Source organism: Caproiciproducens sp., assembly GCF_053840905.1.
Map to the genome: position 1 here is coordinate 225660 of NZ_JBNLXQ010000003.1, position 16790 is coordinate 242449.

Consider the following 16790-nt stretch of genomic DNA (forward strand, 5'->3'; position numbering starts at 1 on the left):
TCCCCGTGCGGCACTCATTCAAAGAAGTTGTAATCGTCCACCGCAAAGGCGATATCAATCTGGAATTCTTCGCGCTGCGGCATCTGCAGGCCGGTTTTGTCGGCGATGACCAGATAATAGCTGTCCCGATTATTGTATTTCAGCGGCTTGAGGTTGAAGCTGCAGCGGAAGGTTCGCTCTTGTGTATTATCGCTGGCCTTATCTGCAATAATTTTTGTCGTGTCGCTGACCGGCTTCCCGCTTACATCCGTAAAGTAAAGCAAATAGGTGGCCGCTACCCTGTTATCTCTGACCGCTTCCTTCTGATAGAAATTCAGCGAGAAAATCATATTGCTGATCTTCCGGCTGGCGGACAGTAGGCTCACGGTAACGGGTCTCGTATCGTACTTTTCCCGATTGCGCTGGTAGGCTTTGTTGTCGTTACGCAGAAAATGATAATCGATTACCGGCACGACCATCTCCTGAAGGCTAATTCCGCCGTGGACAAAGTTCAACCCGCCTCCATTCATCTTAATGCGGACGCTCTCTCTTGGGGCAAAGGCTTCAAAACCCGTATTGCCGTCAAGGAACTTCACCGGCAGCAGATAGTCCGGTTTCGTGCCCTTTTGCATAATCGCGTAGCGCCGGCCATACTCAACGTCCTGCTGGTTGAAACTGGTCTTATCGACTTTTCCATCCTCGGCCAGCGGACTATAAGTATACAGAAAACCGTGGTCGGCAGTGATCAGGATGCGGGTGCCACCGAACTCGTTGACGATGATACGCACCATGTTTTTGATTTCCCCGATGGCATCATCGCAGGCCGGGAACACCATGCTGTCGGAAGTGTGGGCCGCTTCGTCAATCTTGTCGTGATAGATGTAGACGATATCCATTCCCTTGACAAGTTCGCTGCGCTCCGCGCGCTTCATGCCAATGATGTTCTTGTACTGCAGGGCAATACTCGATGGGTTGGCTGATTTCAGCAACTTATCGCGGTTAATGCTCTCGGTCGACTGTCCGTCGGCCAGAACGGAAAGGCGCTCGTTTTTGTAATCCACCGTCAGATCTCGGTGCGGCAGAAGCGCCGCCATACCGAATTTTGTGATGGTCGGGAAGATGGCCTCGCAGCTTGAAAGTTCCACTTTGCTCTGGGTTTCACGGCGAAGCTGCTTCGCCAGAGACGCCGCCACTTCATAGCGCATGGCGTCCGAGATGATCACGAACACACGGGTGCCGGTATTCTTTACCTTGTTTGTGTAAAAATTGGTCTGCTGCGGTACTTCTAAAATGCGGCCGTATTTTGCCAGCTCATCGGCGCAGGCATCCGACCAGTTGCTGCCAAGCTGCCCAAGGAACCATGTGGTATACAACCCCTCAACCTTTTCCACAACATGCTTGAACAGGTCATCCAGAATCGGGTTGGAGACTTTGAGAGAACGTGAGAAGCATTGATGGAAAAGGCGGTAATCCGTATCCATCTGATAATAGTCGGACGTATATTCAGTCCATATCTTCTGAGGTTCCACCGTGTGGAAACCGGCGGAGTGGTCATGGAAGAAAGCCTGCATATTGGCGACCTGAAGGATGCCGTCGTAATAGCAGGAAACCGTGTCGTACCATACCATCGCCCGGCGCTTCTCGACCGTGGCCGTAATGGCATTCACATCGATGATATGGTCGCCGATCTCGGTCATCATCTGAGTGAGGATGCATTCGTTGATGCACGGGAAGCACTCGGTATCTGCAAGTTCCTCCACAGAGAGTTTGCCGAATCGCTGGTACAGCCGCGCCTCGTTTTCCGCATATCGGGCGATCTCGTACAGTTGGCCGTTGTCGTCGCTGTGCAGCCAGTCGGAAATAAAATCATAGCAATACGCCTGATGCGGTAAAGAGATCAGACTGTCCAGCCCGGCCAGGTTCTCCATCCTCATCGTTCTGGTCGCGGCAGTGAGCAGCATATGGATCGCCAATCTGCCGAGGTTGGATTTGTCGCCCTCGCGGTAACCGGTGGCCTGTGCCACCAGCACCCAGAACGGATTTTGGGCGCCGTAGTTTACAAAACTTTGATAGACACTGTTGGTTTCTATATCCAGCCCGGCGCGAATGACTGCGCGGATGATACTGTTCGGATGGACGTCTTTGAGGCCGCAGAGCGCCGCCATCACTGCGAGATGAAGTTGGGCCGCCGTAGTGATGTTTTTGTTCAGCACCGAAATTTTAGCGCGGCGTTCCTTGGAGTTAAAAAATTTCCGGTAGGCTTTGACCTGCTTCCTTAGAACAGGTAAAGCAGGCAGGCCCATTTCGTTCATCCAGATGGAAGTAAGGTCAGCGCGGAACTCCTCGCTATATAGCTCGATGTTGATGAGCCAGTTGTCTTCCGGTCTGGCATAAGAAAAGGGGCTGTAAACAAGGTAATTGCTGCTTCTGTCGTCAACGGTGAGAAGCTTCTTTGCCTCGAAGTTGTTGTTGCCGGTGAGAATAAGCAGTTTTGCGTTGCCCAGCCGAATATCATCCAGCTTGTCCTCAAATTCCCGATCCTCATCACGCCAGAAGATGATGCGGCGGCTATAGAACTCCGGCAAAGGGGCGGCAAACCGCCGGTTCAGGTCTTGTATAACGGTATCCAAATCCATGCTGACCATACAGCCACCTCCTTATTTGATGGGAGCCAGAACGTCCTTGAAAATTGCGTAATTGTGTTTCACGCCGTCGTCCAGATCGATGGAAATCATCTGGTCGGCCAAGTGGTGGATCTTTTCCTCGTACTCCCGGATTTCCGTTGCCTGCCCTTGCAGCTTGGCAAGCTGTTTATTCAGCTTGACTCGTTCGCTTCCGGAGGCGCCGTTCATGCGCTGCTCGACATCGGCGATGGCGGTACGGTAACGGGCCTGCTGCTCATGCACATAGTCGGTGCGCATCCGGGCGAGGGTATCCGGCTGATAGCGGTGCATATAAATGAGCGCTTTGAAGCCGTTTTTTTTGCCGGAATCGAAGAGCCAGTAGATCGGGCGCTTCTGATAAATCTTGCAGTGGTCGGCGTAGAAGTCATTGAGGAAATAATTCCGGATGACCTCGCGCGGTGAGCCTTTGCCGCCGAGCGCATCGGCGATAAACTTTAGGTTTTCTTCCAGTGCTTCTTTACCGTAGACCACTTCAATGAATTTTACGAAACGCCCTAAAATATCGTCCTCAAAATAATCGTCGTCACAGATTGGAATGCAATTATCAACATCCGGTGAGTAGGTAAGTTTTGTTGCTGTAGATATGTCATTACTATCTCTAAAATAAGGATAATGATATTTTGCTAAGCTTATGCCTGCATACCCGGAACCATAAGGTAAACTCCCGTCTTTATCGCATGGAGCTTGACCAAGGAATTTCCAGTAAACCTCGTCAAAATTGCCCCCGGCAAAAATGAGGCCTTCTTTGTCAAGACTATATCGCCCGAACATACAGCCCACGGCATAGGGAATCAAGCTTTTGATCACATCCTGCTTTGTCAATAGATAGGGGCTGTTTCGCATTCCCTCCGGTGCGTCCTCTTTCGTGTCCGCAATATAATGCACGGTCACGTCTTTGTCGTCTTCTTCCGGCGTGAGTTCATCCTGCAAGCCGTAGATGTCAATGAAGATACGGTTGAGTTCCTCTTCGTTGCGCTTGAGGGTTTCAAAATTTGCGGAGAAAAATGCTTTGACTCCGATATATGCTGCTTGGATGGTAAACTTCGGCTTTTCATCTCCCCAAGCTGCTGCGGGTACTCTGAATTGAATGAGCGGATGCCGCTTGAAGTCCCACGAGGTTTCAAAGCTGTCCCAGTCTAACACACATAGTTCGATACAACTTTTTACAAGATGCTCTATTAGTGTTGTATCCTTTATCTTGGCAACGGGGATTCTCTTGATGTAGCCACAATTAAAATCAAGAGTGGGTGATAAAACAGAAAGAACTTTTGCTGTATACTTTGAATTAAGCAATCCACATAAGTAGTAATAGTCTTTGTCTTTTGTGAAAACGGCTTGACCCTTATCTGCAAATATAAAGCCATCAGGATAAACACGAACGGCAAAGTCCTTGGCAATGGCCGACCAAGTTAGTCCGTGCCGAAAATAGAAAGCAATACTCTTTGCGTGGCGTGTGTAATTAACATATTTTTTTGCTATGAATGCTTTTAGTTCTCTTCCGTCATCTCTCCAATTCACAACAAACTCATTATTACCATACCACTTGCGTGGCTCGCCGCCTTTACAGAAGGGATACCAAGTTTTGTGGTTTTCGCTGACATCCGTATTGAGGTTATAGTGAGTACATACATCGTCTATAACCACTTCATGCCAAAGTCGCAAAAATCTGTTGTTGTCACAGGTCGTCAGTCCTTGCCGTGCATCCGCAATAGAATCAAGTGTGGGAAAGGTATTAAACCCAGAATAAATCTTCTGACTTACCCAGTATGATATTGGTGTCCCGTCAATCTGTGTGAAATCTTCTTGATGCGCATGGAAGGTATTCTTTTGGGGATTAGTCAAAAGCTCGTTTTTTTTGTCGTTGCTTTCAGCAAACTGAGTCAGTTGTACATAAGCACCTAAGTATGTCTTAACATACATTTTACCTGCTACAAATGCCGCAGTACCAAACCCAGAATCGAAAGCACCTGCCCCAAGATGGAGCAGATTTGTTATCCTGTTTGTCTGAATCAAACCAGACCTTAATGATTCAAAGCTGGATAGGGAAAGCCAACTTTCTGGAATAATTAGCGAGAAGTAGGCTGTCGAATTTGACATATCTGCAACTCGTTTGACAAACGCTGCGAAAGTGTCTCCTTTGTGTTCTGGATAGTGAAGTTGTAAAAACGACCTCATAGTGTCGCTCATTCCAGTCTTTGCACCTATATACGGCGGATTAGTCACAACCACGTCGTACTTCTGAGCTAATAACCGTTTGAAGTTCCATACACGCAAGTCACGCTCATAGTTATCATCGAATTCAATTTGTTCTCCGATACCTTTTTCCTGCGGTTTATCTTCAAGCGTATCCACCTTCACCAGCGAACCGTATTCCTCGCCATCGGGGAAGCCCGCCGGGTGGTAGACCTGCGGCTTTACGCCAGCGTCGAAAATGCGGCGGTTGTACTGCCGCGCTTTCATCATCAGCGAGAAATAGGCAAGCTGATAAGCTCGGCGGTCGATGTCCAGCCCATAGAGATTCTTTTCCAGTATCAATTTCGCCGCATCGCGAGGATTGTAGCCCTCACTCTCATAGATCTGCATCAGCACGTCAAAAGCGTACACCAAAATATGGCCGCTGCCCATGCAGGGGTCGATGAACTTGATCTGCTCCGGCGTCAGCGCTTTGTATTCTTCCCGAATTTTCTCAAGCTGCGCCTGCACTTCCGGCTCCTGTTTCGCCTCATCCAGATAGTATTTCCACGTGGATTTCAGCTCGTCATTCGGATGCCCCTCAATCCACAAGCGGCCGAGGCTGTTTTCCACCATGTAGCGGACGATCCAGTCCGGCGTAAAAAGCTGCGTCGCGGCGGGGATTTTCTCTTTCGTGATCTTGATGTTCTTTTTCAATCCGTCGAACACGGCCTGCTTCGGCTCAGTGTTGTAATACTGGTACAGCCAGCCGATAATCTGGACTTCGTCTTTCCAGTCTTCCTCCGGGATCATCGCAATCATCTGCTCAATGACGCTGCCTTCGCGCAGCAGGTTATCCGGGAACAGAAGCTCGGTGTAGTCCTCAATTTTCTGGAACATTCCCGGCAGGATGGCGCTCAACGCATTGCACTGGGTGATGATAAGGTATTTGAAAAGTTCGTCGGTTTGGTTGGCGGTTTTGAGAGCATAGACTTTATCCATGTCAAGGCCGTCCATTTCCAGATGAATGGCCTCGGTGAGAATCTGAGGCTTGAAAGCGTTGTTCGCATCCGTAAAAACGCGGACGTGGGTGGGGAGATAGCCGTTGACCTCCATAAAGCGCAGCGCGATAAAGCGGTTGAACCATGTGTAGGCCACTTCTTCCATGACCTGCCCATAGTTTTCCTTCTTGATCTTTGCAATGAGTGCTTGACGCTGCTTTTTCTCCACAGACGTCAGCAGATGGCCGTTCACGCTGTCCGCGCCGGCATCCACCATGTTCTTTTCGGTAATGCCGTATTGCAGCGCTTTCTGGCTCACGCGGGAGATCAGTTCGCGCCTCGCCCAGACCGCATATTTTTTGATGGCGTTTTTATCCATAACCGGCTCCTTACTTCAGCTCGATGCCGTCGCAGCTTTTCATGAGTGTTTTCAGCTGTTCGCGCATTTTTTCCACATAGGCGTCGATATCGGCGTCGCTTTCCAGCCGCTTTGCCGGGAAGACTACCTGGCGGTTTAACGCCTTGATAATCTTCTTCGGGGCAGGCTTGCCAGGGATAACAGGCGGCTTCGGCTCCGGCGGCCTGTTCATAGCTTCGATCTTGCCGCAGGTTTCGTCCTTCTGGTTCAGCAGCAGCGGGACGAGGCCGTCCAGAAGCGCGAGGCTTTTGAGTTCCGCTATGCGTTGCTTTTTCTGTGTATAGAAATTGTCTGCTGCGGTGATCAGGTTCTTGACGTCCAGATCGCCGCTTCCCGCCGTGTGGATCGCCTCCATGCATTGACGGACGATCTCCAGCAGTTCGTCTCGTTTTGCAGCCAGCAGGCGGTCATGACCCTCATGCACCGTAGCCATGAGGGTGTTCAGCTCCGGGATGCGCTTATAATCAAACTTGCCGGTGCTCATAAGAATGAGCCGGATCTGATTCAGCGCCGTATTGGCTTCCGGCTCTTTCGAGAGATAATCCAGTTCATTCGCGAGGTCGGCTTCCAGCTGCACAGCGGCGTCAAAAACCGTCACCTGGTTCTTAAAGAAGCTTTCCACATTCTGCATGGCTTCCTTATTGTCATCCAGCTCGTCCTGCCGTTTGATGACGCGGTCGATCAGGGCGATATTGTCCTTCTGCTGCGAGAGAACGTCGTCGATCAGTTGGATGCCTGTTGTTACAAGAACATGATCGGGATATTGATGCCCCTCGTAGCGTTTGCCCAGATCTGCGTAGTGCGCTTTCAGGTCTGAAAACTTCAGGATGATGAACGCAATCAAGCCATCCTCATCGTCCGGCACGTCCATGATATCGAAATAGTCGCGCAGAAACTCCTTTGCCTCTTTCATTTTGGCAACAGAAACGATCTGGCGTGTGGAAATGATTGTTTTGCCCGTCTCACTTTTTTTACGCAGCATATCCGGCAGTTTCGGATTGTTCGGCTGAATGGTCGTCCCCGCGTATTTGATCGTGACCTTCTGCTCATAAATCAGCTGGGCGGCAACCGCGGCGATATCGATTTCCCTCCAGCCATACGGAATCGCCTGATAGCGGCTCTGAATGTCCGCCATCGAGGTAGGCAGGTTCTTGCGAAACTGCATCTCCAGAAATTCTTCCATCTTAGCCGCTGCATCCTGATTTGGGGCGAAGCCCGGCAACATGCCGCTGTCGGCAGAGCCGTCAAGAATTGCAATGATATCCGCATCGGAATCGGCGTTTTTTGTGATCAGATCAAGGTCGCTGTAAACGTGGGCTACCAGATATTCAAGGGCCTGGTCAATCTTTGCTTTAGCATCTCCGCTCTTGATTTCAATGTGCTCGCCGTCCACATAGAAGGCGGCGTTTTCAATGGCCTTCCGCAGATCGTCCATCGCAGATTGCTCGTAGTCGGCGGCCTCGTCCTGCTGGTCACGGATGATGTCCTGCACGGACTTCGGTAGCTGCGCCACATTGCGCTGCTTCACATATTTGCGGATCTTCATCGCGTTTTCCAGCGATTCGTAATACGGGGAATCAGGCAGTACGACGATTGCCTGCCCGGAGGATTCTGCCATAAGCCGCAATTCGGATTTTTCAACGGCGTCTGTGGCTACTGTCAGAAATTTGAGACGCATTCCACCGCTTGCCGCGCCGACCGTGACACCGTCGACCATCTGTTCAAAGGCAAAGTCATAAATACCGTAGCGGTATTTTTTCGTCGTATAGATATCGCCGTAGATCATGTGGGCGATCCGCTCCACCATCGCGGCGGTATCCACTGGCGTGTTCTTGATTTCGCGCTGAATGTCCTGTTCTTCATCGGTGAGGAAGTTGTAGGTATCGCCGCTTCTGCCGATGTAATTCTGGCTCAGCAGCCTGTCCAGAGAGGCACGGACAGCCTCGCGCAGCAAGACCTTATCGGTGCGGATGTCGTCGGCCATCAGGATTACGAGATTGTCCAGCGTAGCTTTGATATCATCGATATAACGAACCAGATACAGCAGCTTCAACAGGTTGACATCTTGGGGTTCAATCCCGTTGCCGTTATTGGCCGCACGCTCACAGCGCTCGATCACGCGGCGGATCGACCCGTCGAGGAAAGTATGCACGGTATCATAAAAACGGAAGAACGGAACCAGAGCGTACTTGTCCTTCTCCTGAATTGCCTGTGCCGCCTCCTGGAATCCGGACAGCATGGAACGTTCGCCGCCGGAGAGATGTTTGCCTGAATTGCCGTGCTTGCGGATCTCAGCAAAAACCTTCTGTATGATGATGAACTGATATGGCACGAATGGAAAGTCTACCGCAAATTCACCGGCCCCGTTGTAACCCTTGATATCCAGCACAGAATCTGTAAAGCTGAAGAGGTTGCGCAGCACAGAATCGTTCTCGTTATACAGCGCTTCGAGTTGGGCGGCTGCCTCCGGCTTTTTATTTAGAATACGCTTTTGGATGACTTCATCCACAGAGGAGGACGACAGGGATAAGCGGGTCTTGAAACGGGCCTGAATACGGGAGAACTCGTCGGCGCGGACCTTGATAATTTCGTCAATGGCCTCTTGCCCTGTGCAGACAACCCATACTTTTCCGCCGCACTTACTGCCGATTTCCTCAATCAGCGACTGCAAGTTTAAAAGCATATCGGTGTCGGTACCGACATACTGACCGACCTCGTCGATCATAAATAGCAGCCGAAAATCCTTCGGTTTGCTGTTCACATATTCTTTGATCTCGGCTACCAGCTGCGCGATGCTCATTTCAGTAGCGGATTTATCGTTGAACCAGTTTTTCGCATCTTCCTCGCTCATATCGAGGACTTCCATGAGTGTGGGAACGATGTATTTTCCGTGGAAAGAAAATGCCTGTCTGGCCTTCAGCCATGGCATGCCCTTTTTATCTTCAAAAACGCGTCGGAATTCTTCGGTCTTGCCGCACTGATCGATATAATGCTCCAGCTTGGCGACTTTCAAATTCTCTCCATAATAGCCCAGATGCGTGTAAAACATTTTTGCAAAAACGCGAAGCACGGCAGTCTTGTCTTTATTGATAGGGCCTTCAATATCGATATTAAAAAGGATGGTTTCCGTTTTACCCCTCGTTGCCTTATCAATCAGCATGAAGGTAGCCGGATCATCCTCAAATTTTCTTCGGAACAGTTCGACCGTCTTCACACCGCCCACGTCGCGGTTCGCTAATATGTAGGAAAGCATTTTCAGAAAGTGAGATTTACCACTACCAAAGAAGCCAGAGATCCAAACGCCGATATCAGCGGTCGGAGTTTCAAAGGCGTCGCTGTAATAGTTGAAAAAAGTGATAAAGTGCCTCTTCAGCTCCTTGGTGATCACATATTCGCGGACTTCCTGATCAATCACATCGGTCGCATCCTGATCAACTTTAATGACACCGTTGATCGGACGGTTAATGTCATCGGAGAACATATCCCGGATTATCATGCCACGTTCCTCCTTATACCACATTGAACGCCCGGTAATATGGGTTGGGCGTAAGTTTATCAAACAGTTTGAGATAATTGCCATTAAATTTTCCGGGGTACATCACCAGAATGGGAATATCCGAAAAATGCGGCTGCAGCGCTTCCAAAAGGGAGTGCACACGCATAAACGGGAACACATCTCCAACACCGGTTAGCATCAATACGTCGCCATTTTCATGCGGCGCATATTGAATTTTCTCAACGAAGGCGCCTTCTGTCGCTATAGATTGCAGCTGCTTTAAGAGGAAATCTTTGCCGGAATCCCTTTCCATAGGCGGAATTTCTTCCGTAATACCCATGTCGTTGCATATCTTCAAAAATGTTTCATACAGATTGCATTCAATGATATGACAACCGAGAGACGGATCGGCGATGAGCTGGCCTATGAAATGCCGCACAATCATCTCATCTGACGCGTCATAGCAAAAGATTCGGATATTCACTTCATTGCTCAGGCCCTTTCCTTCAAGGAAGTCCCCATCCTGAACAAGCGTCCTCAATCGGTCTAAACGTTCTTTTATCTCGCTCATGCAGCCGATACCTCCTTATGAAAAGCAGTTAAACGCCGGCAGAGCCGCGTTGTCGTGATTACTTCTGATCGCATTTTCCAATATTGGGCTGAGCCAAATCGGATTCAGATGATCGGATTTGAAATTGTCAAGATACTCGTTCTCAACCAGTATTTTGGTGAGCACCTGTTTCAGTTTTGTAATGGTGGTATCACTCCATGTAGCCACAGAATCATCCTGCTCCTGTAACCGCAAAAAATAAATATTCAAGTCTATTTTACCAAACGATGTGTCCCTTAAACGGTACTTCTCACCGATCACCGTTAGCATGAAATCCCAGACCAAACGGCTGTGCTTCATCATAGCGTATAAACATATCTGCTTTGCCACTGCTGTAGGCTGTACGGCGATCGCTTGAATTAAGTTGTCATCATTCATAGCCCTCAGTCTCCTGATACAAGCATTTGCAATCCGTTTGACTGATTTTTCTGTAGGGTATTGAAATAGATTATCTGCTGCAATTTGCCCCACGATTTTTTCGTCTGGCAAACCCTCCTGCATCAATTTTGCAGTGGTCCGCATCTCATAAAACAGGAATTGTTCTCTGGTGATGGACGCCTTATAAGGGCTTTCACGGTTTAAGAGCATGACCATCGCCCTCTTCCTTTACCATATACAGCTAATCGTTCTGCCAAAACTGGACTGCAGGATTCGCTATCTATTTGAATCATCGTTTACAATCTCCATAATATCGCTAATATCGCATTCCAGCGCCAAGCAAATTTTCTCTAATATCTCCGTATTCACATTCTCATTTTTTCCGAGCTTCGTAACTGATGCGGAACTGATTCCAGCAGCTTTCTGCAGGTCCTTTTTCTTCATATCTTTGTCAATTAGAAGTTTCCATAGTTTCTTATAGCTAATGGCCACTCTCATCACCCCTGAAAGCATAAAGTCGTTTCGCATAACAGTATACCATGATTATATGCCAAAATTCAACCTTTTTCTTCACGTACACATGATTTTTTGACGAGAAATCTTGAACTTGTCACACGGTCTATGATATAATTTCGTTGGGTATATTTTCCGAGCGTGCAAAGTCATTTCAGAAGGGAACATCATATGCATCAATCATAAGAGAATACGGAGGGATCGGGCATGGCGCAGGATCGTTCGTTTAAAGAGTACGTTGCAGACCGTTTCTATAACGAGCTGTACGGCTCTGTGTCCAATTGGTTGGAACAGAACTGCCAAAGCCTCGATGTCTCCTCCAGACTGGTGCGTACGATCGACCGTGCGGAGCTGTCGGATATCAACGTCAAATGCGTTTATGTGGAAAATCTGCCCGGCATGAAGATTGCCTTCGATGTTATTCTGGAAGCGGAGTTTGAAATATCCGAAACGGACAGGCACACCGACCGATACGACGACAAAACGCAGTGGTTCAAAATTTCCTGCTTCGGCGATCTGGCGGGCAGCCTCGATGATTTCACCATCTCTTCCGTCGAGCCATACGACAGCCGCAGAAAATACTGCAATCCGATGTCCGATTCTCTGGTTCCCCTTATCAGAAGCGACCAGCTTGAAGATGTCGCCCGGGACTTCCTGGAAAGGAATTATAAAGAAGCCTTGTCCCGGCCTATGTTTGTGGATCCCGGCATATTGGCGGAGCGCATGGGCCTTTCCATCCAGATGAAAAGCGCTTCCGCGGACTGCTCCACCTTCGGTCAGATCTTTTTTGCGGACTGCGATGCCGAGTATTACGATAAATCCGACTCGTCGTTTAAAAGGACTCATGTGAACAAAGGTACGATCTTCGTCGATCCCGAGTCCTTCTTCCTGCGGAATGTCGGCTCGGTCAACAATACCATCGTGCACGAGTGCGTCCATTGGGATAAACACCGGAAAGCCTTCGAACTGGAGCGGCTTTACAACGAGAATGCGACCCAGATAAAATGCCAGGTGGTCGGCGGAATCAAGGACGGCAAAACCAGGACGGCCACCGACTGGATGGAGTGGCAGGCGAACGCCCTCGCCCCGCGAATCCAGATGCCGTACAGGCAGGCCAAAATCAAAGCGGCTGAGCTGATCCGCAAATATAAGAATATTCTCCGGACGGACGAGCTTGTCGATATTATTCAGCCGGTTATCGACGAAATGGCGACGTTTTTCTGCGTTTCGCGTCTGGCCGCCAAAATCAGGATGGCAGACCTCGGTTATGAAGAGGCTCTTGGAGCTTTCACTTACATTGACGGGCACTATGTGAAACCACACGCTTTCAAGCGGGGCGCTTTGAAACGCAACCAGACCTTTTCCATCGGCGAGCGTGATGCCATTGTCGAAAGCACGGTCAATCAGGACCTGCGCGAAAAGATACAAAGCGGCCGCTATATTTTTGCCGATTCCCACTTCTGCATCAACCATCCCAAATACATAGAATACGATGAGGACGGCACGGCAGACCTTACCGACTACGCCAGACACCACGCCGACGAGTGCTGCCTTGTCTTTGACCTAACCATCCAGAAATCCTCCAACAGCTACGGAAAGCAGTATTTTACCGAGTGTGTCCTGTACCGGGACTCCACGTCTGATATCGTCTTCGAAGCCCATTATAACACTTCGCCGGAAAATGACACGGTAGACGGCCGCGCAAAAATGCTTCAGGCTTACGCAAAAGAACTTTCGGATGTTTTGCAAAATCTGCCGGGCAGTTTTTCAGGTGCGCTGACAGCTCTTATGAAATGGCGCGGCAAAACAGTCGAAGCGCTTGCCGAAGCTTGTTCTCTGGATCCAAAGACCATAAGCCGAATGCGGAACAACGAGGAATATGAAACCACTATAGAAACCATCGTGGCAATCTGCATCGCCCTGCAGCTTCCTCCTGTCATCAGCCAAGCGTTGATCAGCCGCTCGGCCTATTCGTTGGGCAGTGGTCCCAAATTTATGACCTATCACTTTTTACTGGAAGCCTGCTATACAAAAACGATATTCGAATGCAATGACATCCTACGAGGGGTAAATCTTGCTCCGCTGACAAAAGAAAAATAAAAAATATCAGCCAGCCCGGACATTTTGTGTCCGGGTATTTTTATGCCTGTTTTCAATAACCGGCGTGCCTGTCCGTGCGAACATCTTGTTTCGCGCGGGCTTTTTTTGTACCTGCAGAGTATCTGAACGGACATTCCATGTCCGTGTGCAATGCTGCGTGCCCCGGTAAAATGGAATCATGCCAAACGGGATCACTCCCGCGGCAAAACGGACGAGCCGTCTTAGGCTCCCGGTCAAATAAATTCAAAGCCTGATTTGCAATAAAGGCCGAGGATACAAATATTGTCCTGTTCACCGCTTACGGCGGTGAATGGCAATGTCGGTACCCTTTCCTTGTTGCGCCTTTTTCAGGCAAAGGGTCTGTGTGCCGACAGTGCACAGGCTCTGTTTTTGTCCTCCGCCCACCGCGCATCAGGCGGAAAGGACAACCATGACAAACCATGAAAACCAAAGTCAACCCCGCGTCTTCAAAATCTTCCTGCCCCGTGAAAAGCAGTGGGTCGAGGTCACAGAAGCACAATACTACGCCTACTACCGTGATATCTGGGCAATCAGAAAACGCGCACAAGCACATCATCAGTGCATGTGCCCCAAAAGCAAGAACTGGATGTGCGACGGCGACTGCCTCGACTGCGAGTTTCACGCCCCCGGCGACACCCTTTCCATTGACCGTACCTATCAAAACAGCGACGGCGATGAGCTCTCCATGCTGGACAAACTTGCCGATTCAGCCGCCGGCATCGAAGACGTCGTGACTGACCAAATCATGCTGGACATGCTCTTTCAGCGTCTCGCTGAAATTATGCCGGAGGCCCGCCGCATCGGTAGCCTGCGCATGGCGGGGCTGTCCGACACAGAGATTGCCGATAAAATCGGCATCCCGCGCACCACGTTTCTCTCCCGCCTCAAAAAGGCAAAGGAGCTTCTGCAGCGCGAATACCCTGACTTGTTTTAGCCCTGTATCTTCGGCCGCCCCCAAAGCGGTCGGAGATTTTTCAAATTTTTTCCCCTGCTTCGTCAAAACGCCCTTCCCACCTCCAGTGGGTAGTGGAAAGAGCAAAAATGACAACCGCTCCTTCCGGGGAGGTGAACAAGGTGTACGAAACCGACATCCGAGCCCGCGCTGCGGACAGAGAACTCATTGAAATCCTGACCGCAATCAGCGCCGTGTCCAAACGCATGGCAAGGAAACTCACGATACTTGCCGATCAGAGTCAATCCGAGGAAGGAGGAAAAGCAGATGAGCAAAATGGGCGATATGGCTGCCACCATCGAAGAACTGCGCAGCGCCGCTGCCGCTATTAACGACGCGGCGAACTGGCTGGCCGAGGCGTTCGGCGCAAAAGAGCCAGCCGAAAAAGCGCCCCCGGCAGAACCGGCTCTGACGCTGGAGGAAGTAAGAGCCGTGCTCGCGGACAAATCCCGTGCGGGCCACACCGCCGAGATTCGCTCCCTGCTTTTGAAGCACGGCGCCGCAAAGTTGTCGGAGGTAAGTCCTGCGGAATATCCCGGGCTTTTCAAGGAAGCGGAGGCCCTGACATGAGGGCGCACGCACTTCTCTCCGCATCCAGCGCCGACCGCTGGCTCCACTGCCCGCCGTCTGCCCGACTTTGTGAAAGCTATGCGGACAAAGGCAGCGACTACGCCGCCGAAGGCACCGACGCCCACGCGCTGTGCGAATACAAGCTCCGCAGGGCGCTGGGGCTTCCCGCCGAGAACCCGGCCGACAACCTGACCTGGTACAACGAGGAAATGAACGACTGCGCCGCCGGCTACGCCGCTTATGTGCTCGAACAGGCGGAAACCGCCAAGCAGAGCTGCGCCGATCCGGTGGTGCTCATTGAACAGCGCGTCGATTTCTCCCGCTGGGTGGAAGGCGGATTCGGAACGGCCGACTGCATCATTATCGCGGACGGCACCCTGCGGGTCATCGACTATAAACACGGTCTCGGTGTTCTGGTAACCGCTGAGGAAAATCCGCAGATGCAGTGCTACGCGCTCGGCGCGCTGGAGCTTTTCGACGGCATCTACGACATCGAAACGGTCGGCATGACCATCTACCAGCCGCGCCGGGACAACGTCAGCACCTGGGAAATCTCCAAAGACTCCCTGTATCACTGGGCCGACGAGGTGCTGAAGCCCACCGCCAAGCTTGCCTTTGCCGGCGACGGCAATTTTCTCTGCGGAGAATGGTGCGGCTTTTGTAAGGTAAAGGCCGACTGCCGCGCCCGGGCCGAGGCCAATCTTGCGCTGGCGCAGTACGAGTTCAAGCTGCCGCCTCTCCTCACGGACGAGGACATCGAGGACATTCTTTCCAAAGCGGACGAGCTCGTTTCGTGGGCGTCGGCCATCAGGGAATACGCCCTGCGGCAGGCCGTCAGCGGCAAGAAGTGGACCGGCTGGAAACTGGTCGAAGGCCGATCCAATCGGAAGTACGTGAATGAAACAGTCGTCGCCGATGTGGTCGAGCGCGCGGGCTTCGACCCCTATGAGCGCAGGGTGCTCGGCGTCACCGCCATGCAGAAGCTGCTCGGAAAATCCCGCTTTGACGAGCTTTTGATCCCTTACATCGAAAAACCCCAGGGCAAACCCACGCTCGTGCCGGAGAGCGACAAACGCCCGGCCATGTCAACGGCGGAAGCCGATTTTAACGAAAATGAAGGAGGACAATCCTATGTCTAACAAAGTCAGCAATCCCATGAAAGTGATCACCGGCCCCGATACCCGCTGGAGCTACGCCAACGTCTGGGAGCCCAAGTCCATCAACGGCGGCACGCCGAAATACAGCGTCAGCCTGATCATCCCAAAGTCTGACACCAGAACCGTCGCCAAGATTAAGGCGGCCATCGAAGCGGCCTACCGCGAGGGCGAGTCCAAGCTCAGAGGAAACGGCAAGACCGTGCCGCCGCTGGCCGCCATCAAGAACCCGCTTCGCGACGGCGACGCGGAACGCCCCGACGACCCCGCCTATGCCAACGCCTACTTTATCAACGCCAACTCCACGACGGCTCCCGGCATTGTGGACGCCGACCTGAATCCGGTGCTCACCCGCTCCGAGGTGTACTCCGGTGTGTACGGCCGCGCCAGCATCAACCTGTATGCTTTCTCTGCAAATGGTAATAAGGGTATAGCCTGTGGTTTGAACAATCTACAGAAAATACGTAATGGCGAACCTCTCGGCGGCAAGACCAGCGCCGAAAACGACTTCGCGTCCGACGACGATGAAGATTTTCTGAATTAAGGAGGAGGCGGACATGTCTGATATTCAAAGCATGATGCTTTCCGTGTGCTTCGGCGCCACCGTCGGCTACTTAATCGGAAATCTTGTGGGGATTATCATCTGCGCCGTGAGAGAATTCAAGGAAAAGCGCCGCAAACGCAAGAAAGCCGAGGGAACTTCCACAAAAACGGAGTAAGCACAGGGCGGCGGGGACTCGTT

At 51.0% G+C, this 16790-nt stretch carries 12 protein-coding genes; 6 read left to right on the forward strand and 6 right to left on the reverse strand.

Annotated elements, in window-relative coordinates; all coding sequences use genetic code 11:
- Positions 1 to 14: 14 nt before the first annotated feature.
- From pglZ to ACQGQ5_RS04320, 6 genes are read right to left on the reverse strand one after another with little or no spacing between them, the layout of a single operon-like run.
- Positions 15 to 2624: a BREX-1 system phosphatase PglZ type A gene (gene pglZ / locus ACQGQ5_RS04295; RefSeq protein ID WP_455735356.1), complete on the reverse strand. Its 2610-nt coding sequence runs from the start codon at positions 2622 to 2624 to the stop codon at positions 15 to 17.
- Between the two features lie 12 nt (positions 2625 to 2636).
- A complete protein-coding gene (gene pglX / locus ACQGQ5_RS04300) occupies positions 2637 to 6215 on the reverse strand; it encodes a BREX-1 system adenine-specific DNA-methyltransferase PglX (protein WP_455735357.1) in 3579 nt (1192 codons plus the stop codon).
- 10 nt (positions 6216 to 6225) lie between these two features.
- Positions 6226 to 9750: a BREX system P-loop protein BrxC gene (brxC, locus tag ACQGQ5_RS04305; protein ID WP_455735358.1), complete on the reverse strand. Its 3525-nt coding sequence runs from the start codon at positions 9748 to 9750 to the stop codon at positions 6226 to 6228.
- Positions 9751 to 9763: 13 nt separating this feature from the next.
- Complete coding sequence (locus ACQGQ5_RS04310) at positions 9764 to 10321, reverse strand: DUF1788 domain-containing protein (RefSeq protein ID WP_455735359.1); 558 nt, start codon at positions 10319 to 10321, stop codon at positions 9764 to 9766.
- Positions 10322 to 10336: 15 nt separating this feature from the next.
- On the reverse strand, positions 10337 to 10954 hold the full coding sequence (locus tag ACQGQ5_RS04315) for a DUF1819 family protein (RefSeq protein ID WP_455735360.1): 618 nt from the start codon (positions 10952 to 10954) through the stop codon (positions 10337 to 10339).
- 60 nt (positions 10955 to 11014) lie between these two features.
- Positions 11015 to 11230, reverse strand: a complete 216-nt coding sequence (locus tag ACQGQ5_RS04320) for a helix-turn-helix domain-containing protein (protein ID WP_455735361.1) — start codon at positions 11228 to 11230, stop codon at positions 11015 to 11017.
- A gap of 228 nt (positions 11231 to 11458) precedes the next feature.
- On the opposite strand from ACQGQ5_RS04320, the gene ACQGQ5_RS04325 reads away from it, so the two are divergent.
- The 6 genes from ACQGQ5_RS04325 to ACQGQ5_RS04350 all read left to right on the forward strand — a co-directional run bounded on the left by ACQGQ5_RS04325 (position 11459) and on the right by ACQGQ5_RS04350 (position 16767).
- A complete protein-coding gene (locus tag ACQGQ5_RS04325) occupies positions 11459 to 13351 on the forward strand; it encodes a helix-turn-helix domain-containing protein (protein WP_455735362.1) in 1893 nt (630 codons plus the stop codon).
- A gap of 430 nt (positions 13352 to 13781) precedes the next feature.
- On the forward strand, positions 13782 to 14306 hold the full coding sequence (locus ACQGQ5_RS04330) for an RNA polymerase sigma factor (RefSeq protein ID WP_455735363.1): 525 nt from the start codon (positions 13782 to 13784) through the stop codon (positions 14304 to 14306).
- Between the two features lie 285 nt (positions 14307 to 14591).
- Complete coding sequence (locus ACQGQ5_RS04335; protein ID WP_455735364.1) at positions 14592 to 14894, forward strand: DNA ligase; 303 nt, start codon at positions 14592 to 14594, stop codon at positions 14892 to 14894.
- On the forward strand, positions 14891 to 16033 hold the full coding sequence (locus tag ACQGQ5_RS04340; protein WP_455735365.1) for a DUF2800 domain-containing protein: 1143 nt from the start codon (positions 14891 to 14893) through the stop codon (positions 16031 to 16033). The genes ACQGQ5_RS04335 and ACQGQ5_RS04340 overlap by 4 nt, the downstream gene beginning before the upstream one ends.
- Positions 16026 to 16592 (forward strand): DUF2815 family protein, encoded by a 567-nt coding sequence (locus ACQGQ5_RS04345; protein WP_455735366.1) that lies wholly within the window; start codon positions 16026 to 16028, stop codon positions 16590 to 16592. Before ACQGQ5_RS04340 ends, ACQGQ5_RS04345 begins: the two co-directional genes overlap by 8 nt.
- A 13-nt stretch (positions 16593 to 16605) precedes the next feature.
- Positions 16606 to 16767: a hypothetical protein gene (locus ACQGQ5_RS04350; RefSeq protein WP_164919108.1), complete on the forward strand. Its 162-nt coding sequence runs from the start codon at positions 16606 to 16608 to the stop codon at positions 16765 to 16767.
- Positions 16768 to 16790: the final 23 nt, after the last annotated feature.